Origin of the sequence: Bacillus sp. FSL M7-1020, from assembly GCF_038050415.1 — a bacterium.
Lineage (GTDB): Bacteria > Bacillota > Bacilli > Bacillales > Bacillaceae_G > Bacillus_A > Bacillus_A toyonensis.
This window is the reverse complement of sequence record NZ_JBBOTW010000001.1, coordinates 282,085-305,175: the sequence shown is the minus strand read 5'-3', so window position 1 is coordinate 305,175 and position 23,091 is coordinate 282,085. Positions and strand designations below refer to the sequence as shown.

Annotated in this window: 26 protein-coding genes and 1 other annotated feature; of the genes, 5 read left to right on the top strand and 21 right to left on the bottom strand. The window is 36.6% G+C overall.

The features are described 5' to 3' along the window. Nucleotides 1-173: 173 nt before the first annotated feature. Nucleotides 174-2,099, top strand: a complete 1,926-nt coding sequence (locus tag MHB70_RS01490; RefSeq protein WP_001083762.1) for a heavy metal translocating P-type ATPase — start codon at nucleotides 174-176, stop codon at nucleotides 2,097-2,099. A 188-nt stretch (nucleotides 2,100-2,287) separates the two neighbouring features. On the opposite strand, the gene MHB70_RS01485 is transcribed toward MHB70_RS01490, so the two are convergent. From MHB70_RS01485 to MHB70_RS01475, 3 genes are read right to left on the bottom strand one after another with little or no spacing between them, the layout of a single operon-like run. After that, nucleotides 2,288-3,154, bottom strand: a complete 867-nt coding sequence (locus MHB70_RS01485) for a YihY/virulence factor BrkB family protein (protein WP_001226534.1) — start codon at nucleotides 3,152-3,154, stop codon at nucleotides 2,288-2,290. A gap of 6 nt (nucleotides 3,155-3,160) precedes the next feature. Continuing rightward, nucleotides 3,161-3,676: a DUF4075 domain-containing protein gene (locus tag MHB70_RS01480; RefSeq protein ID WP_001085404.1), complete on the bottom strand. Its 516-nt coding sequence runs from the start codon at nucleotides 3,674-3,676 to the stop codon at nucleotides 3,161-3,163. Nucleotides 3,677-3,729: 53 nt separating this feature from the next. Next, complete coding sequence (locus MHB70_RS01475; RefSeq protein WP_000250904.1) at nucleotides 3,730-4,194, bottom strand: low molecular weight protein-tyrosine-phosphatase; 465 nt, start codon at nucleotides 4,192-4,194, stop codon at nucleotides 3,730-3,732. A 175-nt stretch (nucleotides 4,195-4,369) separates the two neighbouring features. Here MHB70_RS01475 and MHB70_RS01470 point away from each other — a divergent pair, with 175 nt between their 5' ends. Continuing rightward, complete coding sequence (locus MHB70_RS01470) at nucleotides 4,370-4,594, top strand: DUF1128 domain-containing protein (RefSeq protein ID WP_000366197.1); 225 nt, start codon at nucleotides 4,370-4,372, stop codon at nucleotides 4,592-4,594. Between the two features lie 192 nt (nucleotides 4,595-4,786). After that, nucleotides 4,787-7,453, top strand: a complete 2,667-nt coding sequence (locus tag MHB70_RS01465) for a cation-translocating P-type ATPase (RefSeq protein ID WP_061529532.1) — start codon at nucleotides 4,787-4,789, stop codon at nucleotides 7,451-7,453. Nucleotides 7,454-7,628: 175 nt separating this feature from the next. On the opposite strand, the gene MHB70_RS01460 is transcribed toward MHB70_RS01465, so the two are convergent. From MHB70_RS01460 to MHB70_RS01385, 16 genes are all read right to left on the bottom strand, one after another. Then, nucleotides 7,629-8,711, bottom strand: coding sequence for a toxic anion resistance protein (locus tag MHB70_RS01460; RefSeq protein WP_001064417.1), 1,083 nt, complete (start codon nucleotides 8,709-8,711; stop codon nucleotides 7,629-7,631). A gap of 18 nt (nucleotides 8,712-8,729) precedes the next feature. After that, on the bottom strand, nucleotides 8,730-10,361 hold the full coding sequence (locus tag MHB70_RS01455) for a YceG family protein (protein ID WP_061529531.1): 1,632 nt from the start codon (nucleotides 10,359-10,361) through the stop codon (nucleotides 8,730-8,732). Between the two features lie 109 nt (nucleotides 10,362-10,470). Continuing rightward, nucleotides 10,471-11,262, bottom strand: coding sequence for a TerC family protein (locus MHB70_RS01450; RefSeq protein WP_000025680.1), 792 nt, complete (start codon nucleotides 11,260-11,262; stop codon nucleotides 10,471-10,473). A gap of 73 nt (nucleotides 11,263-11,335) precedes the next feature. Then, complete coding sequence (locus tag MHB70_RS01445) at nucleotides 11,336-11,914, bottom strand: TerD family protein (protein ID WP_061529530.1); 579 nt, start codon at nucleotides 11,912-11,914, stop codon at nucleotides 11,336-11,338. A gap of 80 nt (nucleotides 11,915-11,994) precedes the next feature. Beyond that, complete coding sequence (locus MHB70_RS01440) at nucleotides 11,995-12,579, bottom strand: TerD family protein (protein WP_000146728.1); 585 nt, start codon at nucleotides 12,577-12,579, stop codon at nucleotides 11,995-11,997. A gap of 23 nt (nucleotides 12,580-12,602) precedes the next feature. After that, nucleotides 12,603-13,199: a TerD family protein gene (locus tag MHB70_RS01435; RefSeq protein WP_001121599.1), complete on the bottom strand. Its 597-nt coding sequence runs from the start codon at nucleotides 13,197-13,199 to the stop codon at nucleotides 12,603-12,605. A gap of 128 nt (nucleotides 13,200-13,327) precedes the next feature. After that, nucleotides 13,328-14,206 (bottom strand): ROK family protein, encoded by an 879-nt coding sequence (locus MHB70_RS01430; protein WP_000759854.1) that lies wholly within the window; start codon nucleotides 14,204-14,206, stop codon nucleotides 13,328-13,330. A 62-nt stretch (nucleotides 14,207-14,268) separates the two neighbouring features. Continuing rightward, nucleotides 14,269-15,726, bottom strand: a complete 1,458-nt coding sequence (locus tag MHB70_RS01425; RefSeq protein ID WP_000050999.1) for a glucosaminidase domain-containing protein — start codon at nucleotides 15,724-15,726, stop codon at nucleotides 14,269-14,271. Nucleotides 15,727-15,812: 86 nt separating this feature from the next. Next, nucleotides 15,813-16,394: an SH3 domain-containing protein gene (locus tag MHB70_RS01420; protein ID WP_341343679.1), complete on the bottom strand. Its 582-nt coding sequence runs from the start codon at nucleotides 16,392-16,394 to the stop codon at nucleotides 15,813-15,815. A gap of 24 nt (nucleotides 16,395-16,418) precedes the next feature. Next, nucleotides 16,419-16,679 carry an SH3 domain-containing protein gene (locus MHB70_RS01415; RefSeq protein WP_341343678.1) on the bottom strand — a complete coding sequence of 87 codons (261 nt, stop codon included), beginning with the start codon at nucleotides 16,677-16,679 and terminating at the stop codon, nucleotides 16,419-16,421. Then, on the bottom strand, nucleotides 16,670-16,792 hold the full coding sequence (locus MHB70_RS01410; protein ID WP_341343699.1) for an SH3 domain-containing protein: 123 nt from the start codon (nucleotides 16,790-16,792) through the stop codon (nucleotides 16,670-16,672). The genes MHB70_RS01415 and MHB70_RS01410 overlap by 10 nt, the downstream gene beginning before the upstream one ends. Before the next feature lie 117 nt (nucleotides 16,793-16,909). Further along, on the bottom strand, nucleotides 16,910-17,014 hold the full coding sequence (locus tag MHB70_RS01405) for an SH3 domain-containing protein (protein WP_341343677.1): 105 nt from the start codon (nucleotides 17,012-17,014) through the stop codon (nucleotides 16,910-16,912). 12 nt (nucleotides 17,015-17,026) lie between these two features. Beyond that, nucleotides 17,027-17,233 (bottom strand): SH3 domain-containing protein, encoded by a 207-nt coding sequence (locus tag MHB70_RS01400; protein ID WP_341343676.1) that lies wholly within the window; start codon nucleotides 17,231-17,233, stop codon nucleotides 17,027-17,029. Continuing rightward, on the bottom strand, nucleotides 17,199-17,381 hold the full coding sequence (locus MHB70_RS01395; protein ID WP_341343675.1) for a hypothetical protein: 183 nt from the start codon (nucleotides 17,379-17,381) through the stop codon (nucleotides 17,199-17,201). Before MHB70_RS01395 ends, MHB70_RS01400 begins: the two co-directional genes overlap by 35 nt. Beyond that, nucleotides 17,339-17,755 carry an SH3 domain-containing protein gene (locus MHB70_RS01390; protein ID WP_341343674.1) on the bottom strand — a complete coding sequence of 139 codons (417 nt, stop codon included), beginning with the start codon at nucleotides 17,753-17,755 and terminating at the stop codon, nucleotides 17,339-17,341. Before MHB70_RS01390 ends, MHB70_RS01395 begins: the two co-directional genes overlap by 43 nt. Beyond that, nucleotides 17,709-18,074 carry an SH3 domain-containing protein gene (locus tag MHB70_RS01385; RefSeq protein WP_341343673.1) on the bottom strand — a complete coding sequence of 122 codons (366 nt, stop codon included), beginning with the start codon at nucleotides 18,072-18,074 and terminating at the stop codon, nucleotides 17,709-17,711. The genes MHB70_RS01390 and MHB70_RS01385 overlap by 47 nt, the downstream gene beginning before the upstream one ends. 232 nt (nucleotides 18,075-18,306) lie before the next feature. On the opposite strand from MHB70_RS01385, the gene MHB70_RS01380 reads away from it, so the two are divergent. Then, a complete protein-coding gene (locus MHB70_RS01380) occupies nucleotides 18,307-19,338 on the top strand; it encodes an LPXTG cell wall anchor domain-containing protein (protein ID WP_341343672.1) in 1,032 nt (343 codons plus the stop codon). A gap of 115 nt (nucleotides 19,339-19,453) precedes the next feature. On the opposite strand, the gene proS is transcribed toward MHB70_RS01380, so the two are convergent. Next, a complete protein-coding gene (gene proS, locus MHB70_RS01375; protein ID WP_001040988.1) occupies nucleotides 19,454-20,884 on the bottom strand; it encodes a proline--tRNA ligase in 1,431 nt (476 codons plus the stop codon). Between the two features lie 47 nt (nucleotides 20,885-20,931). Beyond that, nucleotides 20,932-21,137: a binding site (T-box leader), on the bottom strand. 93 nt (nucleotides 21,138-21,230) lie between these two features. Beyond that, nucleotides 21,231-21,524: a YesK-like family protein gene (locus MHB70_RS01370; RefSeq protein ID WP_000383863.1), complete on the bottom strand. Its 294-nt coding sequence runs from the start codon at nucleotides 21,522-21,524 to the stop codon at nucleotides 21,231-21,233. Nucleotides 21,525-21,677: 153 nt separating this feature from the next. On the opposite strand from MHB70_RS01370, the gene MHB70_RS01365 reads away from it, so the two are divergent. Beyond that, entirely contained in the window at nucleotides 21,678-22,991 is a 1,314-nt protein-coding gene (locus tag MHB70_RS01365; RefSeq protein ID WP_061529435.1) for an alkaline phosphatase family protein, read from the top strand. The last annotated feature ends 100 nt before the right edge of the window (nucleotides 22,992-23,091 follow it).

Below are 23,091 nucleotides of genomic sequence, written 5' to 3'. Positions count from 1 at the left end.
TATCATCTCTCAAAAACATATGCTATACTATAGAATAATTACAATATAATAACTATTAAAATCAGATTTAACAGAAATGCTGCTATCCGTTACGGATGGCAGCTTTCGTCGTTTTATAGGGGTTTCGATTTTGATTCTTTTTCTCAATAAGAATTTGAAAGGGGCGAGTAATAATGAACTCGGAAGTAAAAACATTACCATCAAAACAGAACGTACCTAATCCATCTTGGATTCAAACACTAAAAAAGCACTATGAACTTATATTTGCAATCTTATCTGGTATTTTCATTTTAGCTGGCTGGTTATTCACAAAAAATGAGGCGATAAGTGTAGGTATTACTTTCTATATCCTCGCTTATGTAATTGGAGGATTTGCAAAAGCGAAAGAAGGCATTGCAGACACAATTGAAGAGAAAGAGCTAAATGTTGAAATGCTCATGCTCTTTGCTGCTATCGGTGCTGCCATGATTGGCTATTGGGCAGAGGGTGCTATTTTAATCTTCATCTTTGCGCTAAGTGGTGCAATGGAATCTTATACGTTAAGTAAAAGTCAAAAAGAAATTTCAGCACTTCTTGATTTACAGCCTGAAGAAGCATTACGTATTTCAAATGGAACCGAGGAACGTGTTCCTGTTGGAGAATTACAAATTAACGACATTATTTTAATTAAACCCGGTGAACGTGTTCCTGCTGATGGCACAATTCATAATGGTGAAACAAATATTGATGAAGCTGCTATTACAGGAGAACCTATTCCGAATGAGAAAAAATTCGGCGATGAAGTGTTTGCTGGAACTGTGAATTTACGTGGTGCTATTGAAATTACAATTACAAAGCCGAGCGATCAAACATTATTCCAAAAGATTATTCGTCTCGTTCAAAGTGCACAAAGTGAAAAATCACCATCACAACTATTCATCGAAAAATTTGAAGGAACATACGTAAAAGGTGTACTACTCGTTGTTGCGCTTATGATGTTCGTTCCTCACTTCTTACTGGATTGGAGTTGGAATGAAACATTTTATCGCGCTATGATTTTACTTGTAGTCGCTTCTCCTTGTGCACTAGTTGCAGCTATTACACCCGCAACTTTATCTGCAATTTCTAACGGAGCGAGAAACGGTATTCTCTTTAAAGGCGGCATTCATTTAGAACGTCTAGCTTCAGTAAAGGCGATTGCCTTTGATAAAACAGGAACATTAACACAAGGAAGACCTACTGTAACAGATGTATATGTTCGAGAAGGTATAGCAGAAAGTGAAGTACTTTCTATTACAGCATCAATTGAAAGTCACTCTACACATCCTTTAGCTGAATCCATTGTTAAATATGCAAAACATGCTTATGATATTTCGATAAAAAAACCCGAAAACGTTGAAGATGTAACTGGTTTTGGATTAAAAGGAACATTAGAAAATAAAGCTTATAAAATTGGTAAAGCTGATTTTATCGGGGAAGAAACAAAGACATTTCATAATGGTATTTCTACCTCCCTTGAAAAAGAAGGGAAAACTGTCGTTTATATAAGTGATGAAGATGGTATCCTTGGACTTATCGCTTTAAAAGATACACTCCGCCAAGAAACCATTGCTGCTATTCGCGATTTACAAAGCATTGGTGTGGAAGCAATCATGATTACTGGCGATAATGAAGAAACCGCAAAAGCCATTGCTGCTGAAAGCAATATAAAAGAATATTATGCATCCTGTTTACCAGAAACAAAAGTTGAAACGATTAAAAAGTTAAAAGAAAAATACGGTACAGTAGCAATGGTCGGAGATGGTATAAATGATGCACCCGCGCTCGCTACTGCTAGCATTGGTGTTGCAATGGGTGAAGGAACAGACGTAGCTTTAGAAACTGCAGACGTTGTACTTATGAAGAACGAATTGTCTCGACTTTCCCAAGCCATCCGTTTATCAAAACGAATGAACCGTATTGTAAAGCAAAATGTAGTATTTTCTCTAGCTGTAATTGCACTGCTAATCTGTTCAAACTTCTTGCAATTTTTAGCTCTTCCATTTGGTGTTATTGGGCATGAGGGAAGTACAATTCTTGTCATTTTAAACGGGTTACGATTATTAAAAGGAAACAAATAAAAACGGGTCCCTCATAGAGGACCCGCTTTTTTTAATGGTAGCTATTATGCCCGTTCGCACTACTACTTGTTTTATGCTTCGGATGCGAACTGCTCTTTTGTTTATTGTTGTTTTTATTATTGTGGTTCTTTTTATTATTACTCATGAAATATCCCCCCTGTTCCTTTTTATTATGGAACAAGAGCTCATTATTCATTACGGGAATTATTGTCACCCGTTCTATAGTGATGGAGTAGACCATTAATTTCACCGCCAAGTAAAATTACCCATCCAGTTAAGTAAAACCATAACATTAAAATAATAATTCCACCGAGACCACCATATGTATTGGCGTAATTCGCAAACTTATCTACATAATAAGCAAATGAGTACGATACCACAATCCACCCTACAGTAGCAAATATTGCTCCTGAAATGACTTCTCTTCTTTTTAACTTTCGATCTGGTGCAAATGTATATAAAAAACTAAACAAGGCAAATAGTACGAAGAAACTCGCTACTAATCGTGTAATACTCCATACGTAAGAAAAACTATCCGATAAACCAATTGCTTTAAATACCGCTGCCCCAATCACTTGTCCGAACACTGGGACAATTAGAGCAAACACAATCATAAAAATGATGGCTAATGTAAACACAATTGATAAAGCTCTTGTTTTAATAAAGGAACGTGTTTCGGTTACATCATACGCACGGTTAAAAGCATTCATAACCGCATTTACTCCATTTGAAGCAAACCATAGCATCGACAGTAAACCAAATGATAATAAACCACCATTTTGCTCATTTACAACTTTATCTACGTTTACTTCAATTAAGTACATTGCATCTTCAGGTACGTACGGTTCTAATAAATTGAGCACACTTTCTGTTTGAAGGTCAATAAATCCAAGAAGCGTAATTAAGAAAACAAGCCCAGGAAAAATAGCAAGTAAGAAGAAATAAGCGAGCTGTGCTGCCAAGCCCGCTACATCATCACGCATCGTCCGATCGTATAAATCTTTACCGAACGAATAAGTGCGATTTCTTCTTACCTTTTCTAAAATTTTTCTCATATATGTTTAAACGCTTTTCTTCTCTTCTTTATCTTGCTTTAACTCAATGTACGCTTCAGTTTTTTTTTCCTCTGCATGTGAGTCTTTCATAAATAATTCACGTGCTTCTTTCATACCACCATCTTCAGCAACTACTGGCTCTTCTTCTGCTTTAAGCTCATCTACCTTTGGAGATACAGCTTGAATTTCAATCGTTTCTGGCTTTTCTTCTCGCTCAATTTTTTTCTTACTAAAAATTTCTTTCGTTTCTTTTAACGTCTCTACAACTGACGGCGTCAATTTTTTAATTTCTGCTACTTTCGCTTTCACTACATTGAAATCAGCAAGTTCGCGTCCTTTATCTGTAACAGTTTGCACTTTTTCTTTAATCTTTGCATTTTCACCAATTTCAATCATCTTTGTTTTTGCTTTTTCAGCAGTGTTTTTTACCTTTTCACGGTTTTCTTTCTTTAACATGGATACAGCTACACCTGCCGCTACACCAAGCGCAATGTTTCGAGCAATATTATTTTTCTTTGCCATATTCCTTCACCCTTTCATTTCTTATGTTAGAAAGTATTTCTTTCTAAGCTTCCTCATATTCCTTGTTCATTTCGAATGAAAGCTAATAGCTTTGCACACCCTTCTGTTACAAGGTCATACACTTCTTGAAAGTTCCCTGTATAGTAAGGGTCAGGAACGTCTGTCCAGCCACCGTCTGGAACAAAGTCGGACAGCCTACCAATATAGCCTCCAGTTTTACCTAAACTTTTTAAATCTGCTATATTCTTGTTGTCCATGGCAATAATATAATCAAACTTTGTTAAGTCTTCTTTTTCTACTTGCCTTGCTTTAATTCCTTCAAAAACGACTTCATTTTCTTTTAAAATTTTTTGTGTTCCTTTATGTGGCGGATGACCAATGTGCCAATCTCCAGTTCCTGCAGAATCAATGACAATTTTCTCTTCAAGTCCCTCTTTTACGACAAGATCTCGAAAAATCGCTTCTGCCATTGGAGAACGGCAAATGTTCCCAAGACAAACAAATAATACTTGAACCATATTTTTGTTTCTTCCTTTCTTGGTGCATTTCTTAATATATACTTATAGTATAAACAACCAATTATTAAATATAAAGGAAATCCCTACTAATTTAATAGGATTGAAAAGATTCATTAACGAAAATGATAAAAAAATGTTAAGATAGCCTTATGTTATTTTAAAGGGGGACACTTCGGTGGATTTATCCGTAAAGTCAGAAGAAAACGTTGAATATATGGTCGAAGCTATTAAAGAAAAATTACGTATGGTTAATGCTGGAGCGATGAGAGCTGCTAGCTTTAACGAAGAAATGTACGAGGACTTACGTGACATCTATGAGCATGTTATGAAACGTGAAACATTCAGCATTAGTGAAATGCAAGCTATTACAGAAGAATTAGGTACATTAATTAAAAAGTAAAAAAGCCTCTCTTATATGAGGCTCTTTTTTATTTCCAACAAATTCATGACAACTCTTCTCTTTTCCTCAACCAACTGTAAAATATTGTACAATAGAAGTAGAAGCTCATCTTAGATTTTTTCTCCGTACATACTACTCACAAATAATAGCAACACTACCATTGCTAACTGTTTTTACTGGAGGTGCTTACTTATGAGCAAATGGTACAGTAAGACGAAAGATCAAATATTAACGGATCTTAAAACAAATGAACAAAGTGGTTTAACCGCTGACGGTGTAAATGAACGCTTAAAAAAATTTGGTTCAAATGAATTAACAGTAAAACAAAAACGTACTTTATGGCAGCGGATTTTTTCCCAAATTAATGATGTCCTCGTATATGTTCTTCTTATAGCTGCCCTTATTTCTGCCTTTGTAGGTGAATGGGCAGATGCAAGCATTATCGCGCTCGTTGTCATATTAAATGCAGTTATTGGTGTCATCCAAGAGTCAAAGGCTGAGCAAGCTTTGGAAGCACTAAAAAAAATGGCAACACCTAAAGCTATCGTAAAACGAGACGGCGAACTAAAAGAAATTCCATCTGAACAAGTCGTTCCAGGTGATATCGTCATGCTCGATGCTGGACGTTATATACCATGTGATTTACGACTTATCGAAACAGCAAATTTAAAAGTTGAAGAATCTGCTCTAACTGGTGAGTCCGTCCCTGTTGATAAGGATGCACTTTATCATCCTTCTATGCAAACTGATGAACAAGTGCCACTGGGCGATCAAAAAAACATGGCCTTTATGTCGACGCTAGTAACATACGGACGTGGCGTTGGTGTTGCTGTTGAAACTGGTATGAACTCACAAATTGGTAAGATTGCTACCCTTTTACATGAATCAGATGATGATATGACACCACTTCAAAAAAGCTTAGCACAAGTAGGAAAATATTTAGGCTTTGTCGCTGTAGCCATTTGCGCTATTATGTTTCTCATCGGTTTTTTACAAGGACGCGATACGTTAGAAATGTTTATGACTGCAATTAGTTTAGCTGTAGCGGCTATTCCTGAAGGACTACCAGCTATCGTTTCCATCGTTCTTGCAATTGGCGTGCAGCGTATGATTAAACAAAACGTTATCATTCGTAAACTACCAGCTGTTGAAGCTCTCGGGTCTGTCACAATTATTTGTTCAGATAAAACAGGTACATTAACGCAAAATAAAATGACCGTTACTCACTTTTATAGTGATAACACATACGCTCAGTTAGAAAATTTGAATGTAAATAATGATGTACACCGTCTATTGTTAGAAAATATGGTGTTATGTAATGATGCGTCTTATAGTAGTGAATCCCAAACTGGGGACCCTACTGAAATTGCCCTTCTCGTTGCTGGAAGCACTTTTAACATGCAAAAAGATCATTTAGAAAATAAACATGAACGTGTTAACGAGCTACCTTTTGATTCTGATCGTAAAATGATGTCAACAGTGCATACATACGATGAAAGCTACTATAGTATGACGAAAGGTGCTATTGATAAACTTTTACCTCACTGGACCCATATCTTTATAAATGACAAAGTTGAGGTCTTCACAAATTCTGATAAAAATCAAATATTAGAAGCTGCCGGGGCAATGTCTCAAGAAGCTTTAAGAGTACTTTCATTCGCATTTAAACAATATAATGCGAATGATGTGGATATTAATCATCTCGAAGAAAATCTCATCTTTATCGGTCTTGTCGGTATGATTGATCCACCACGCACAGAAGTAAAAGATTCCATTACAGAGTGTAAAAAAGCTGGTATTCGTACAGTTATGATTACTGGTGATCATAAGGATACCGCCTTTACAATTGCCAAAGAACTTGGTATTGCTGAAGAAAAATCTGAAATTATGATTGGAACTGAACTAGATAACATTTCAGATACAGAACTAGCAAACAAAATTAATCACTTACATGTATTCGCTAGGGTCTCTCCAGAACATAAAGTGAAGATTGTAAAAGCATTACGTGCGAAAGGAAATATCGTTTCTATGACTGGTGATGGCGTCAATGATGCTCCATCTTTAAAACAAGCAGATGTTGGCGTAGCAATGGGCATTACAGGGACAGATGTTGCAAAAGGCGCAGCAGATGTCGTTTTAACAGACGATAACTTCTCATCTATCGTTAAAGCCGTTGAAGAAGGCAGAAATATTTACCGTAACATAAAAAAATCGATTCTCTTCCTACTCTCTTGTAACTTCGGAGAAATTATCGCTTTATTTTTAGCTATTTTACTTGGCTGGGCGACACCATTACGCCCAATCCACATTTTGTGGGTTAATTTAATTACCGACACACTTCCTGCATTGTCACTCGGTGTTGATCCTGAAGATTCAGATGTGATGAAAGAAAAACCACGACGTGCGAAAGAAAGTCTATTTAGTGGGAGCGTCCCTTTTCTTATTTTCAATGGTGTTGTAATTGGATTTTTAACGTTAGCAGCCTTTATCGTTGGGGCGAAACTCTATGCTGGAGATACAAACTTATTTCCACTTTTCCCAGAGCAAATTGATGAAGATGCTCTATTACATGCTCAAACGATGGCATTTGTCGTTCTTAGTTTTTCTCAGCTCGTTCATTCATTTAACTTGCGTTCAAGAACGAAATCGATTTTCTCAATTGGGATATTTACAAATAAATACTTAGTCTTCTCACTTCTTATTGGTGTTCTTATGCAAGTATGTATCATCTCCATCCCTCCTCTAGCGAATATATTCGGTGTACATGCATTAACATTACGCGATTGGGGATTTGTTCTCTTGTTAAGTATCATTCCGCTCGTTGTGAATGAAATCATTAAATTAGTTAAGAGAAACTAAAAGGCAATGAGGACTGTTCCTCATTGCCTTTTCTTTATCCCACTATTTTCCCGGTAGTAAAACTCCCACCTCAAAATTCAGCTTGAGGTGGGAGATCAACTGCCCATAAACGCCCAATTGGTGAAGGTTAACAATCAGTGAGGATGAACAAAAACCCACTGATTAAAGTTTCACTTTATCCTTGTAATTCTTTTTTGATGTTTTCTGTTAGTGTAGCCATGCGCTTACGACTTTCTTCACGCTCACGTTTATTTTGCTCTTCAATTTGTTGTGTTTCTTGCATACCTCTTGAAATAATGTTCCAAGTTTCTTCAAGTGTTTCCATCTTAATACTAGAAGAACCTGATAATCTCGCTACTTCCACACTTTGAGTTGCGATATTTTGTGCATTTTTCTTCAGTAACTCATTTGTACGACGATCAAGTTCAGCCATAGAATCTGCAACAAGCTTTTGACGTTTCGCATTTACCGCTTGAATGATACCATTTTTAAAGATAGGAATCGTTGTAATAAATGCTGTATTAATCTTACCGATTAATTTATTGTTACCACGTTGAATCATACGAATTTGTGGTGCTGTAAGTAGAGCAACCATACGTGCCTTTTCTAAATCATCAATACGTTGCTCTAAAATTTCAACAGAGTTTTTAAGTGATTCTAATTCAATACCTGCTAGTTGATCATTATTACGTACGCGCTCTTCATACATCGGGACTAACTCTGTATTTAAACGCTCTAATAACATTTCTCCTGCCACTACGTACTTTTCTAAATCTAAATAATACTTTAAGTTTTGCTCATACAAGCCATCTAACGTACCAATTGATTTTTTCATTTCATCTTGATACTTCGTAATTTCTACGTATACTTTATCCATTTCGCGACCCATTGTCTGATACTTACTAAAGATTTGTTCAATCATTTTATCTGCTTTTTTGAACATACGTGAGAAGAAACCACTTTTCTCTTCCGCAAAATCTTTACTATCAAACCTGTCCATAATTTTACCAAGCTGTTTTAATAATTCACCAGAGTCTTCTATTTTTGATAAAGACATTGTATGTAAAATTTGATCAGCGAAACGTGAAATTTCCATAGACGGTTCTTTTCCAAGCTCGATTAATTCTAACTGATCTTTAATATCTACCGCATTATAAATACGTTGTACTTCCGCATCTTGTCTAAGTTGTAAACGGACATCTTGTGCGGTTTGCTCATTTAATTCTGTTTTTGAATCTAGTACGACTGGGTTATTCATATGGTATTCTCCCTTTCCTTATAAAAATGGACGAAATAGTCCTTTTATTGTTTGTGATAAATTTTTATAGGCTGATGAACCATGAAACTCAAGATCAAAATTAACTTCCTCAAGCCAATGTGAATCAAATGCGCCTGCTTTAATATACGGTTCAATATCGTTTCTCCCCGTTGGATTGAAATGGAATACATCTACTCCAATTTGATTTAAAAATAGTAGTAAAACAGCATCGGAACGAGTTAATTCTCCACTCTTCTCATTATTAAATATAACAATTTTCGGTACATCTTGTGAATAATCAAATTTCTCAAGCTGTTCTAAAATATTCGGTGGTATTTGAGAGAGCTGCGCGAAAACATATAGTGCTACCTCTTGTTTCATCTCTTTCCCAACTGGTTTACACATTTCACTTTCACACGTATGGATGATTGCCTCTGCAATACCATGCTGTAAACCTTCCGGTAAACGCTTATGCGGCCACCAATGGCTATTCATAATTAAATCCGGGTGTAACTTTCCTCCGCGGTCCAATGCATCTCGGTAATGATATTGGAAATTCGCTTTTTGTTCTTTCGTAAACGGGAATGTATTAATTAATAAACTGTTATCGAATGATGTAACTGCCTTTAATCGTTGAAAATATTCTTTATCGTTCTTTGAAACGCCTGATATTTTTGCAAATAAAGAAGGGATATAGATGTGTTTATTTTCAACAAAGAATGTTGGGCGTACAAACGACTTTTCTTTCGTAATTAAAAAGAGTTCATCATATGTCGTTTTTAATGTACGTGCTACAGGTGTATACGAACGGAATTGCCACGGCTTATACAGTAGTGAATTATCATGGTGAAGTACTTGCTCAATTTCCTTTGAAGCTTGGTACGCTACTGTTGCGACGCGTTCGCGACGACGATCGGGAAATGGTTCAAGAGAAATACGGCTTGAATGAGACACAACAAAAGTTCTTCCCGCTTCATCGATATTCTCAAAGCCATCTTTTCCTTCCGGGTGATAATAAAGTACATCACAGCCGAGCATAATAAGAAAGTATAAGAAATATATACGACTTTCCTGTGCATCACCATACCAAATGATACGCGGCATTTGTTTCTTATAATTAATCGTAGAAAACCACTTCGTTACATAATTCTCACTTAACTTAATCATATCGATTAAGAAACGACGGAATCCTTCTGTCTTTAAAGATTGATTATGTTGTTTCTCATACAATTTCAATACAGAAATAAACGTCGTATGTATATAATGTTGCAAATCAGGATTGTCTACTTGCGGTAATAGTTGCTTTCCAGACAAATGGGCTACAAGCCTATTTACTGTAAGTCCATTTGGTGCTTCTTGATGTAACGCAAAAACCTCTTGAATATGACGCAGTTTTTCGGAATCAATCACCTTATTTAAATTTTGTTCATGCAAAACCTCAATCCCTTTTGCTTCACTATAATCAAATAAATCATTGAAATATTCATCTACATCATTAGGAACACCAAGAATACGCGTTGCTATATAACTAAATTTCATTTCATTCTCTGTCAGTTCATATTGTGGGCGTTTTTCTAAAAGCGCTTCAAATTGTTTTAAATCTGATTCTTCTTTTAATGCACATGGTTGAAGTGTAAAACGTGAAAACACAACAGTTCACCTCCAAAAACATTTACGTTTTTATAAAGTCTCTCTTCTATTATAAACTATTTTTAGTTATAAAAAATGGGCGCTCGCATAACGAGCAAACCCATTTCAATTATTTATGATTATTTTTAGTAGCTGCAACTTCTTCTTTAGCCTGTCCAGAATTCTTCATGTAGTGAATTATAAATGTTGCTCCAAATGCTACAAGTAAAATAATAAAGAACAGTGTATGACTAATGTGAATATCAATTAGAGACAATAACATTTTCGCTGCAATAATTAGAATTAAAATATACGCTGTTGTTTCTAATTCTGGAATACGCTCTAACAATTTTAAAAATACGCCAGCAATACCACGCATCATTAAAATACCGAGCATTCCGCCTAATAGTAAAATCCAAACTTCATTTGATACACCAAATGCAGCAAGTACGCTATCTACAGAGAACGCGATATCCATTAATTCAACCATCGCAACCGTTCCCCAGAAGACACCGAACATTCTAAAGAGAATACTATTTTGATTCATACCATGAGCTTCCTCTTCTTCACTTGCACCTTTACGCTTATCAATAAAGTATTTCACTGATAACCAAGCAAGGTAAAGCGCACCAAGAAGTTTTACCCACCATAATTTAATTAAGAACATTCCAATTCCAATCGCAATAAAGCGGAACACATAAGCTCCAATAAGTCCGTAGAATAATGCTTTTTTACGTTTCTCTTCCGGAAGATGTTTTACCATTACCGCTAACACAAGTGCGTTATCAGCAGATAGTAACCCTTCAAGTACAACAAGTGTACCAATTAATCCCCAAGATACTGGATCTTGCAACACTTTAATCCACATATCTAAGTCGAAAAACTGAGCATACGTATTAATGATTTCTTGCAAAATGCTCATCTTACCTTTATCCCCTATTCTTTGCTAGATTTATAGAAAGGTCAAAAAAAGGAAACGAATGTCGTTTCCCTTCTTATGCATCCAAGCCATACGCTCTTACAAGCGCACCTAATCCACCTTGGAAACCGCTTCCTACTGCATTAAACTTCCACTGTCCATTATGACGGTATAATTCACAAAAGACAACTGCTGTTTCAATGGAGAAATCTTCCCCTAAATCAAAACGAAGAACTTCTTCGTTTGTTTCCTCATTCGCTAAACGAACGAATGCGTTTCCGACTTGTCCAAAGTTTTGCTTACGGCCTTCACCATCATAAATTGTAACTGTGATTGCAATTTTATGTACATCTGCTGGAACTTTCTTCAAATCGACAACAAGTTGCTCATCATCGCCTTCACCTTCACCTGTACGGTTATCTCCTGTATGCAGAACAGATTCACAAGGAGACTGTAAATTGTTATAGAAAATAAAATCAGTTTCCTTCGTACATTTTCCGTTCGCATCTAATAGAAATGCCGATGCATCTAAATCGAAATCAGATCCACCATCATAAGATTTAATATCCCACCCAAGACCAATTACCGCTTTTGTTAAACCAGGGCTTGTCTTACCTAAATCGATCTTCTGTCCTTTTTGTAACTGAATAACCATTTATATTCACCTCTATATTTTAATCTTTTAAAATATATCCATCAGTAAACATGCGTTTCACCGATGGATATATAAATCTATTACTCTACATCTAAACCAAAGTTATTACATAGAGAACCTAATCCACCTTGGAATCCACTTCCAATTGCATTGAACTTCCATTCACCTGCATGACGGTATAATTCACCCACTACTACCGCTGTTTCAATAGAGAAGTCTTCTCCTAAATCGTAACGAATTAATTCTGCATTTTTCTCTTCATCTAGAATACGTACGAAAGCGTTAGAAACTTGTCCAAAGTTTTGGCTACGGCCTTCTCCATCATAAATTGTAATTGTGAAACAAATACGTTCGATGTGAGCAGGAACATTTTTCAAATCTACTTTAATTGATTCGTCATCGCCTTCACCTTCGCCTGTGCGGTTATCTCCTAAATGCTCTACAGCACCATTCGCACCTTTTGGATTATTGTAGAAGACGAAATCCTCTGCGCCTGAAACTTTACCATTCGCACCTACTAAGAAAATACTAACATCTAAATCGAAATCGTTTTGTCCGTCATAACGATTCGTATCCCAACCAAGTCCTACAAGAACTTTTGAAAGACCTGGATTCGTTTTTGTTAAATCTACCTTTTGTCCCTTTTTCAACGAAATTGATGCCATATACAATTCCTCCTCGGTTTATTTTATTGATAACGTGATACAATCTCACTTAAATTTTTATCTTGTGTTCCTTCTCCAACCGCTGAAAACTTCCACTCACTTCCGTGTCGGTACATTTCTCCTGCAATTAGAGTCGTTTTGCCAGCATAGTTATCTGACAAGTTATAACGTGCTAATTCTTCACCTGTTTGCGGGTTTTGAATACGAATATATGCATTACGAATCATCCCAAAATCTTGACGACGATTTACACAGTCATAAATATTTACAACGAATACTAAACGATTAATACGGCTCGGAACTTTATGTAATTCTACGAAAATTGTTTCGTCGTCACCAGCGCCTTCACCTGTTAAATTATCTCCTGAATGAATAATACTACCACAAGTAGAAAGTTTGTTTCCAAAGTAAACTAAATCATTTTTATTTAAAAAACGCTCTCCTTCTAACATAACAACTGATGCATCACAATCTACATTTGGTTTACTTCCAAATAATGAAGACAGAAACCCACCTGATTGCCCAATTGGATCCCAGCCTAAGCCAACCTGTAGTTTTGCTACTCTCGGTTGTCCTTTCGTTAAATCGATCTTTTGTCCTTTTTCTAAAATAATAGGCATGAAGTTTCTTCCTTTCTACAAAGCATTTTCCTAATCGGAAAATATTGTATTCTTCTCTTATATTGTAGCATTATTTATCTATTGAGAAAAAGAATAAATTCTCAATTATATGAAAACACCTATATCATTTATTTATATTGATGTAAGAAGTGGTAAATCGAACCAATCACTCCTGCGTGATTACGATTTTGTGCGATTTTAATCTCGCAATTACTATAAATCTCAGGATTTAAATATTTTCGTACCTCTTCCTTTACTTCTTCTAAAAATCGATTACCTCTATTAGTAATCCCTCCACCAATAATAATTACTTTTGGATTGAAGATATAAGCAAGATTACTAATTCCAATGGCTAAATGTTTAAAGAATATTTGAACGGCATGTATAACTTCTTTATCCTTCTGATCATATAATTCAAAAATTTTTTCACCGTTCCAATTCCCGCTACCTTTATACTTCCGCACAAGAGAAATTAACCCTGAAATCGAGGCAACCTCTTCAAATTGTTTCCCTTCGATCAACATATTGCCCCATTCACCAGCACTAAATGAATGACCTCTGTACAGTTTTTTATTAATAACAATAGCTCCCCCTATTCCCGTTCCAAGGGTAAGCATAATGCAATTATTTTCATTTCTTCCAACACCTTGCCACATCTCTCCAAACAAAGCACAATTGACATCATTTTCAATGGATATAGGAACTTTTAATACAGCTTGTAATCTATCAATAATAGGAATACCAGCATAGCGTGGAATATGATCCACGCCGCCAGTTATGATTCCTCTATGAATATCTACAATTCCGGCTGTACTAATACCGATTCCAGAAACAACATGTTCATTCATTAATTGCTCCGCCAAGCTAATAATCTTTTGAACGATTTGTTCCCCACCTAAATGGGCCTCTGTTAATGTAGTTTCGTGATTTAGTAATATCCCAGATTTTGAAATAATCCCATATTTAATCTGTGTACCACCAATATCAAATGCGATATATTTTTTCACACTGTCACTTCCTCTAACATTATGAACTTCACTTTTCTGCATTGAAATGATGATGTTTTCCTTTAATAAGAGTTCACAAGATTTACAGATCCAGCTTTTACGTAGACACTGTTGTATTCTTTATTATCCGAAACAATTTCATAATACGATCCTTGTGGTGTATTAACTGTTTTCTTAATGGCTACCATAATGTTGCGAGATGTCATTCCAGTCTGACCTTCAGCCATACTTTTGAATATCGGAGAACCTGCCGTTAACGTTCCAAGTCGATATTTATTTAAATCTTTACTTCCATTCATTGCATCAATTCTATACATAAGCGAGGCAATTTGCTGTCCCCAATTTTCATCACTTGCATACATGACGTTCATTCCTTGTGCCTTATCTCCTAAGTTTCCACCATTATATGTATTTCCACTTGGATTTAAGTAATGCTTATCTATATATGCCGCACAAAAATCAATACCTTCTTCCCATGTTTTGAATCCAGTTGCACCATTATATGGATCTGAATCTACCGCTCTAAAGCCAAATAAATTTTTCTTATCTTGCGCGATACGACTTGTTCCCCATCCTGATTCTAAAATTGCATGTGACACTAAGTAACCGGCATTCATCTTATATTTCTCTGCTGCACTTACAAAATATTTTCCTAATCCAATAAGTGGACTCTTTGCATTCGATTTACGTAAGAAATTATCAATTTCATCTCCTGTATAAGTAGATGTTGCACGAAGTGGCATATACTCAAAGTATTGATAACTATCTTGTCCTCCAATTTGCTTCTTATCAAAAGCCTCGTAACGCTCTCCTTCTTTTAAATGTTTCGGAGCATTACCAATTTGATACGTTGCATGTTTACCATTTTCCGGATTGTATACATAATGATATAACTTGCCATTTTTAGTTGCATAATACGACGTTTTCTCACCAGTCATTGTCGGATGTAATGTAACATCATTTATATTCACATAACCTGTCATACCATCAATTTGGACATGAATACGATCATCAACAGCTTTTACAAATTTCAGGTCAGCTCCACCCTTTACATATGTGAGCTTTTTACCCGTCGTAATATCATAAATATTAATAACGCCATTTGCACGAACGAAACCTTGCTTCATATTTACAACTTTACCGTCACTTTTAATGTAAGCATCTTCTTTCATATTCTGCATAATTTGTGTTGCTTCCGCTTCATTTGGTTTTTGAACCTTTTGTGATGAGGTAACAATTTCATAAGAAGACGAACCTTGTTTAACTTTTAAGAACTGTAACGAAACATACCCCTCTCCGCCATTAAAACGGATTTTTGCCCAGCCATTTTCTTTTCCTATGATCGTAACAGTCTCTCCATTTTTCAAATGACCGACAGCTGCCGCACCTGTTGATGGACCTTTACGTACATTTAATAAAGACGCATTTACAACTGCTCGTTCTTCTGTTACCTGTCCAGGGTTTGTTGGGTTTGTTGGATCTATGGAATCTTTACCAATCGTTATAAACTCTAACGACACATACCCTTCTTTTCCTTGGTAATTGATTTTCGCCCAGCCATTTACTTTTCCTAGTACTGTTACTTTTTCACCATTTTTTAAGTTTCCTAGAACCGAGCTACTTGTATTCGCCGCACTTTTACTCGGAGACTTGTCGCATTGATCGTTCCTACTTCTTGCGTTCCATTCGTAATGTCTTCCGCTGGCTTTTCTTCTTGTTTTCCTGCTTCTAACTTCACAAACTCTAACGACACATACCCTTCTTTTCCTTGGTAATTGATTTTCGCCCAGCCGTTTGCTTTTCCTAGTACTGTTACTTTTTCACCATTTTTTAAGTTTCCTAGAACCGAGCTACTTGTATTCGCCGCACTTCTTACTCGGAGACTTGTCGCATTGATCGTTCCTACTTCTTGCGTTCCATTCGTAATGTCTTCCGCTGGCTTTTCTTCTTGTTTTCCTGCTTCTAACTTCACAAACTCTAACGACACATACCCTTCTTTTCCTTGGTAATTGATTTTCGCCCAGCCATTTGCTTTCTCTAGTACTGTTACTTTTTCACCATTTTTCAAGTTTCCTAGAACTGAGCTACTTGTATTTGCCGCACTTCTTACTCGGAGACTTGTCGCATTAATCGTTCCTACTTCTTGCGTTCCATTCGTAATGTTTTCCGCTTTTTCACCATTTTTCAAGCTTTTCTTCTTGTTTTCCTGCTTCTAACTTTTCACAAACTCTAACGACACATACCCTTCTTTTCCTTGGTAATTGATTTTCGCCCAGCCATTTGCTTTTCCTAGTACTGTTACTTTTTCACCATTTTTCAAGTTTCCTAGAACTGAGCTACTTGTATTTGCCGCACTTCTTACTCGGAGACTTGTCGCATTAATCGTTCCTACTTCTTGCGTTCCATTCGTAATGTTTTCCGCTGGCTTTTCTTCTTGTTTTCCTGCTTCTAACTTCACAAACTCTAACGACACATACCCTCTTTTCCTTGGTAATTGATTTTCGCCCAGCCATTTGCTTTTCCTAGTACTGTTACTTTTTCACCATTTTTCAAGTTTCCTAGAACTGAGACTTGTATTTGCCGCACTTCTACTTGTATTTGCCGCACTTGTTATTTGCTTGCCGCACTTGCATTAATCGTTGCTTTTCGTAATGTTTTCCGCTGGCTTTTCTTCTTGTTTTCCTGCTTCTAACTTCACAAACTCTAACGAAGGTAATTGATTTTCGCCCAGCCATTTGCTTTCCCTAGTACTGTTACTTTTTCACCATTTTTCAAGTTTCCTAGAACTGAGCTTTGTATTTGCCGCACTTGCTTGTCGCATTAATCGTCCAATTCGTAATGTTTTCCGCTGGCTTTTCTTCTTGTTTTCCTGCTTCTAAAAAACTCTAACGACACATACCCTTCTTTTCCTTGGTAATTGATTTTCGCCCAGCCATTTGCTTTTCCTAGTACTGTTACTTTTTCACCATTTTTTAAGTTTCCTAGAACCGAGCTACTTGTATTCGCCGCGCTTCTTATTTGTCGCATTGATCGTTCCTACTTCTTGCGTTCCATTTTTAATCGTTGCATCTGATGTTTTCGGTTGTTCCGGCTTTTTTATCTCTTCTGTGTTGCCATCAATTTTCACAAACTCTAACGATACATACTTTTTTCCTTGATAGCTTTTTTTGCCCAACCATTCGCTTTTCCTAGTACTGTTACTTTTTCACCATTTTTTAGGTTCAAAACCGAGCTACTTGTATTCGCTGCGCTTCTTACTCGTAAGCTTGTTGCATTGATTGTTCCTACTTCTTGTGCTCCATTTTTGATTATTGGTTGCAGTTGCTTTTGGCCAGAAGTGTCAGGTGTTTGAATTGCATCTCCAAATTTTAAAAACTCTAAAGATACATATCCCTCTTTTCCTTTATATTCAATCTTTGCCCAGCCGTTCGCTTTTCCTAATACCGTTACTTTTTCATTTTTTTGAACATAGCCAATCATTGAACTACCTAGAGTTGGACTATTACGTACATTCAAACGAGTTGCCGTAACAATTTTCTTTTTGTCCATTATTAATCGTTAATTGTTGTTTTTGTTCAACGTTTGGATTTCCATTCGAAAATCCTAAAAATTGTAATGTGACATACCCCTCTTTTCCATCATGAGAAATTTTAGCCCATTCTTTTTCCTTACTTAAAACTTGTACATTTGTTCCCTTTTTTACTGTTCCTATAACTTTCCCTTGAGTTGTAGGTTGTTCACGTATATTTAAATTTGTTGCATTTACTGTCGCTAAATTATCACTTTCTGCAAAGGCATGCGTCGAAATAAAAGATGTTGCTGTCGCTAGAAATGTACCTGTTATTATTTGTTTTGTTGTTTGTTTCATAATTTTTTATAAGAATATAAGAAATCCTATATTCTTCAGCCCTCCCTTTTTTATTCTTCTTACTATTAATCTTAACATATCATTCCGAAATATTTATTTTGAATATCTAAATATAGCCATAAAATTTGTGAACATCTTATCTATATAGTTTTTTGCATAAAACTATATCTCCTATGAAATATTACAAAGGGATGTATTTTAGATGGAATATTAATTTTTCAGGAGGAAAACAATGACGAAAATCTTCATTTTAGCATCAACACTTTCTTTATCTTTTTTTAGCGGCTTGAATATCGGTAATGCAGCCACGGAAAACTTCTCTCCAACAAACGCTATTGTACAAAACAGCGATCATTTAGCAGAAGGAAACTCAAAAGATAATAATAAACCTCCAGGAAGCAACGGTTCTGGTGGTAGCGGTTCTGATGACAGCGGTTCTGGTGGCAGTGGTTCTGGTGGTAACGGTTCTGGTGGCAGCGGCTCTGATGGCAGTGGTTCTGGTGGTAACGGTTCTGGTGGCAGCGGCTCTGATGGCAGTGGTTCTGGTGGCAGCGGCTCTGGTAGCAACGGTTCTGGTGGTAGCGGCTCTGGTGACAGCGGCTCTGATGGCAGTGGTTCTGGTGGCAGTGGTTCTGGTGGTAACGGTTCTGGTGGCAGCGGCTCTGATGGCAACGGTTCTGGCGGTAGCGGTTCTGGTGACAACGGTTCTGATGGCAATGGTTCCGGTGGCAACGGTTCTGATGGCAGTGGTTCCGGTGGCAACGGTTCTGGTGGCAGTGGTTCTGGTGGCAACGGTTCTGGTGGCAACGGTTCTGGTGGCAGTGGTTCTGGTGGCAACGGTTCTGGTGGCAGCGGCTCTGATGGTAATGGTTCTGGTGGCAACGGTTCTGGCGGTAGCGGTTCTGGTGGCAGCGGCTCTGGTAGCAACGATTCTGGTGGCAACGGTTCTGGTGGCAACGGTTCTGGTGGCAACGGTTCTGGTGGCAGTGGCTCTGATGGCAGTGGTTCTGGTGGCAGTGGTTCTGGTGGCAACGGTTCTGGTGGCAGCGGCTCTGGTAGCAACGATTCTGGTGGCAACGGTTCTGGTGGCAATCGAGTTAAGGGCGATAGCAGTTCACAAGGTGGTAACGTAAAAGATAATGCGACAAAACAAGGTGATAAGTTACCTAATACTGCAGCACATTATCCTGCATCTATTTTAATAGGACTTTCAACATTCCTAATTGGTATGTTATTGTTTATTCGCCGTAAAAATGCAAAATAAAGACCAACATCCTTCCATCTAAAAAATACATGAAACCAATATAAAACTAAAAAGGGCTTTGGATTGCAGTTTATTATGCAACCCAAAGTCCTTTTGGCATCTATCAGAAAGCGTATTAATATGCTTTTCCCCAATAGACCATGTGCTTTGCTTCTTTACTACAGCAAATACATTCGTCAGCTAAATGTTCTTGCTCAAAAGGCATACAACGTGAAGATACTCCAACTTCTTCTTTTAATTTCTCTTCACAAGCTAGTTCTCCACACCACATCGCCTTAATAAACCCTTGCTTTTCATCAGCTGCTTTTTTCATCTCTTCGAAATTCGTCACACTATACGTATTCTCATCGCGAAATACTTTTGCTTTATTAAATAAAGAATGATGAATTTCCTCCAGTAATGATAGAATGCGTTCTTCTAATTGATCCATTGATATACATTCTTTTTCTTTCGTATCTCTTCTTACAAGTACAACTTGATTCTTTTCAATATCCTTTGGACCCACTTCTAATCGAATTGGAATTCCCTTCATTTCATACTCATTAAATTTCCAGCCTGGTGTTTTAGTGCTAGCATCTATTTTTACACGCGCAACCTTCTGAATACGTCCTTGTAACTCTGTTGCTTTTTCTAACACACCTTCTTTATGCTGAGCAATAGGTACAATAACAACTTGTACTGGAGCGACTTTTGGCGGCATTACAAGTCCGTTATTATCACTATGGACCATAATAAGTCCACCTATCATTCTCGTTGATACACCCCACGAAGTTTGGTGTACATATTGCCACTTACCGTTACGATCTAAAAACTTAATATCAAATGCTTCAGAGAAATTCGTTCCAAAGTTATGAGATGTTCCTGTTTGAAGTGCTTTTCCATCATGCATTAAACTTTCAATCGTATAAGTTGCCTTCGCTCCCGCAAACTTTTCTTTTTCTGTTTTTTGTCCTTTAATGACTGGTATCGCTAAGTATTCCTCGCAGAAAGAGGCATACAGATTTAAAATATTTAACGTTTCAGCTTGCGATTCTTCTGCCGTTTCATGAATCGTATGGCCTTCTTGCCATAAAAATTCAGTTGTACGAAGGAATGGTCTCGTTGTCTTTTCCCAACGAACTACTGAACACCACTGATTATATAACTTTGGTAAATCATTATATGATTGAACAATCTTTGAGAAATGCTCACAGAATAAAGTTTCCGATGTAGGACGTACACAAAGTCTTTCCGCTAACTTTTCATCCCCGCCATGCGTAACCCATGCTACTTCAGGAGCAAATCCTTCAACATGATCCTTCTCTTTTTGCAATAAACTCTCTGGGATAAACATTGGCATATACACATTCTCATGACCAGTTTCCTTTAACTTTTCATCCATCACTTTCTGCATATTCTCCCATAAGGCATAACCGTACGGACGCAGAATCATACACCCTTTTACACTTGAATAGTCAACAAGTTCAGCTTTTTTTACAATATCGGTATACCACTGCGCAAAGTCCTCTTCCATCTTCGTAATGGCTTGCACTTGTTCTTTTGCCATAGTCAGTCTTCCTCCTTTTAGAAAATACAAAAAAGCCCGCGCCCCTAAATAGGGACCGAGCTTTGCCGGCGTTACCACCCTGATTCATACACAAAAATTGTATATGCTCTCTTTTTGATAACGGGAATTTCCCGCTGCATATGCAGAACTCAAAGGTAGGTTCCATATCGCCCTTTAAGAATCTTTCAGCCAAACGGATTCTCTCTCTGCAAAAAAGGTTGGACATGTACTAGTCCTTTTTCAGCGTTATAACGAAATAAATTTGTTGATTATCATAATACAAATTCTTTTTTAAAACAATAGCTAATTTTCTTATTTTTATATATTCTTTTCATTTTTTGTAGTTTTATACGTAGCTCTTTCGAACGATTTTCACAAGTTGATGTGCAACCATACCGATAAGTGTACCAAGTAGAACGAAGAAACAAATAAATCCATATCCCATTCCTTCCCACCCACCAATAGCTATCATTGTTACAGGAAAGAAAGCTAAACAAAGAAGTACTAAACTAAGTGAAAATATAATATCAAACTGTTTGTCTGGAAAACGTTTCTTTAGTAAATATGAAATAGCAAATACTAGGAGAATCGTGATTCCACCAATGATGTAAAAAATACCAAATCCATCTAGCCAGTCCATAGTATTCCCTCCTTTCATTCAATCCCTTATACTTATTATATGTTTAATTTTTCTGAAAATAAATAATAAATTTTATTCAGAAACATATTTTTATTACTAGGTATTAATAGTAATATATAAGAATAGGTTTTATATAATTAGGAGGATTACTTTATGGATAAAGCATTAACTAATCGTGTCATTATTTTATCATTCGACTGTTTATCAGCTTTAGATTTTCCTATACTACAAAAATTACCTAACTTCCAATCTCTAATAAAAAAGGGCGCGGTTGTAGAAAAAGTAGAACCAATTTATCCTTCTGTAACATATCCAAGCCACTCAACAATCGTTACTGGAAACTACCCTAATAAACATGGTGTTGTTACCAATACTTTACTTCAACCAGGACGTGAATCACCAGATTGGCATTGGTACCGAAAATCGATAAAAGGAACAACATTATATGATGAAGCACGCAAAGCAAATTTAACGACAGCAGCCCTTCTTTGGCCTGTTACTGGAAGAGCAAACATTGATTACAATTTACCGGAAATCTTTCCAAATAGACCGTGGCAAAATCAAATTTTAGTTTCATTATTTAGCGGTAGCCCGCTATACCAATTAGATTTAAATCGACGGTTCGGTCATATACGAAATGGATTATCACAACCTGAACTCGATGATTTCGTTCTTGCTTCTGCTGTACATACAATCCTTACAAAAAGGCCTAATGTCATGTTTGTGCATTTCACTGATTTAGACACACAAAGACACTATCATGGCTTTGAATCTAACGAAACAATAGCAGCTATCCATAGGCACGACGAACGTCTAGGAAAAATTATTCATGCATTAAAAGAAAGTGGAATATACGAAGAAAGTACAATTATTGCCCTTGGTGATCATAGCGCTTTAAGTGAAAACAAATCAATTCAATTAAATGTGCTATTCCATCAAAAAGAGCTTATATCTCTAAATAAAGAAGGTAAATTAGTAGACTGGAAGGCCTACTGTCAAAGTTGCGACGGTTCTGCCTATGTATATGTGAAAGACAAAAACGATACGGATACCATTCGGGAAGTACAACTACTTCTTGAAGAACTGCTTCAAAATAAACAAAATGGCATTGAATTTCTACTTCATGATGAAGCGGCGAAAGAATCCGGTGCAGATGGTAATTGTTTATTTATGTTGGAAGCACAAGAGGGGTATTATTTCACTGAAAATTATACCGGTGATTTTATAAAAGAAATTACTAAAAAAGATGTTACTTCTAGTAAAAAATATACATTTGGAACTCATGGTTACTCCCCAACAAAGCCTAACTATGAAACAATTTTTATCGCTGCTGGAAAAGGTATTCAAAGTGGCGTTACAATCCCGTATATGAGACTTATTGATGAAGGTCCGACTATCGCAAGATTACTCGGTTTGCACTTAGGCGAAACAGACGGATCCATTATAGAGGATTTACTACAATTGTAAAGAACTGTGTATATATGTAAAAGTTATGTAAAAATCATCACTGTTTCTCTTTTTATAATTTTTATTTTTGTACACTGTTAGTAGAACAATTTAAGGGGGA

What these genes read in the sequence shown, in the direction of transcription:
- MHB70_RS01490 (WP_001083762.1), top strand. Translation starts at nt 174, where the DNA reads ATGAACTCGGAAGTAAAAACATTACCATCAAAACAGAACGTACCTAAT.
- MHB70_RS01485 (WP_001226534.1), bottom strand. Translation starts at nt 3,154, where the DNA reads ATGAGAAAAATTTTAGAAAAGGTAAGAAGAAATCGCACTTATTCGTTC.
- MHB70_RS01480 (WP_001085404.1), bottom strand. Translation starts at nt 3,676, where the DNA reads ATGGCAAAGAAAAATAATATTGCTCGAAACATTGCGCTTGGTGTAGCG.
- MHB70_RS01475 (WP_000250904.1), bottom strand. Translation starts at nt 4,194, where the DNA reads ATGGTTCAAGTATTATTTGTTTGTCTTGGGAACATTTGCCGTTCTCCA.
- MHB70_RS01465 (WP_061529532.1), top strand. Translation starts at nt 4,787, where the DNA reads ATGAGCAAATGGTACAGTAAGACGAAAGATCAAATATTAACGGATCTT.
- MHB70_RS01460 (WP_001064417.1), bottom strand. Translation starts at nt 8,711, where the DNA reads ATGAATAACCCAGTCGTACTAGATTCAAAAACAGAATTAAATGAGCAA.
- MHB70_RS01450 (WP_000025680.1), bottom strand. Translation starts at nt 11,262, where the DNA reads ATGAGCATTTTGCAAGAAATCATTAATACGTATGCTCAGTTTTTCGAC.
- MHB70_RS01445 (WP_061529530.1), bottom strand. Translation starts at nt 11,914, where the DNA reads ATGGTTATTCAGTTACAAAAAGGACAGAAGATCGATTTAGGTAAGACA.
- MHB70_RS01440 (WP_000146728.1), bottom strand. Translation starts at nt 12,579, where the DNA reads ATGGCATCAATTTCGTTGAAAAAGGGACAAAAGGTAGATTTAACAAAA.
- MHB70_RS01435 (WP_001121599.1), bottom strand. Translation starts at nt 13,199, where the DNA reads ATGCCTATTATTTTAGAAAAAGGACAAAAGATCGATTTAACGAAAGGA.
- MHB70_RS01400 (WP_341343676.1), bottom strand. Translation starts at nt 17,233, where the DNA reads ATGCGACAAATAAGAAGCGCGGCGAATACAAGTAGCTCGGTTCTAGGA.
- MHB70_RS01390 (WP_341343674.1), bottom strand. Translation starts at nt 17,755, where the DNA reads ATGGACAAAAAGAAAATTGTTACGGCAACTCGTTTGAATGTACGTAAT.
- MHB70_RS01385 (WP_341343673.1), bottom strand. Translation starts at nt 18,074, where the DNA reads ATGAAACAAACAACAAAACAAATAATAACAGGTACATTTCTAGCGACA.
- MHB70_RS01380 (WP_341343672.1), top strand. Translation starts at nt 18,307, where the DNA reads ATGACGAAAATCTTCATTTTAGCATCAACACTTTCTTTATCTTTTTTT.
- proS (WP_001040988.1), bottom strand. Translation starts at nt 20,884, where the DNA reads ATGGCAAAAGAACAAGTGCAAGCCATTACGAAGATGGAAGAGGACTTT.
- MHB70_RS01370 (WP_000383863.1), bottom strand. Translation starts at nt 21,524, where the DNA reads ATGGACTGGCTAGATGGATTTGGTATTTTTTACATCATTGGTGGAATC.
- MHB70_RS01365 (WP_061529435.1), top strand. Translation starts at nt 21,678, where the DNA reads ATGGATAAAGCATTAACTAATCGTGTCATTATTTTATCATTCGACTGT.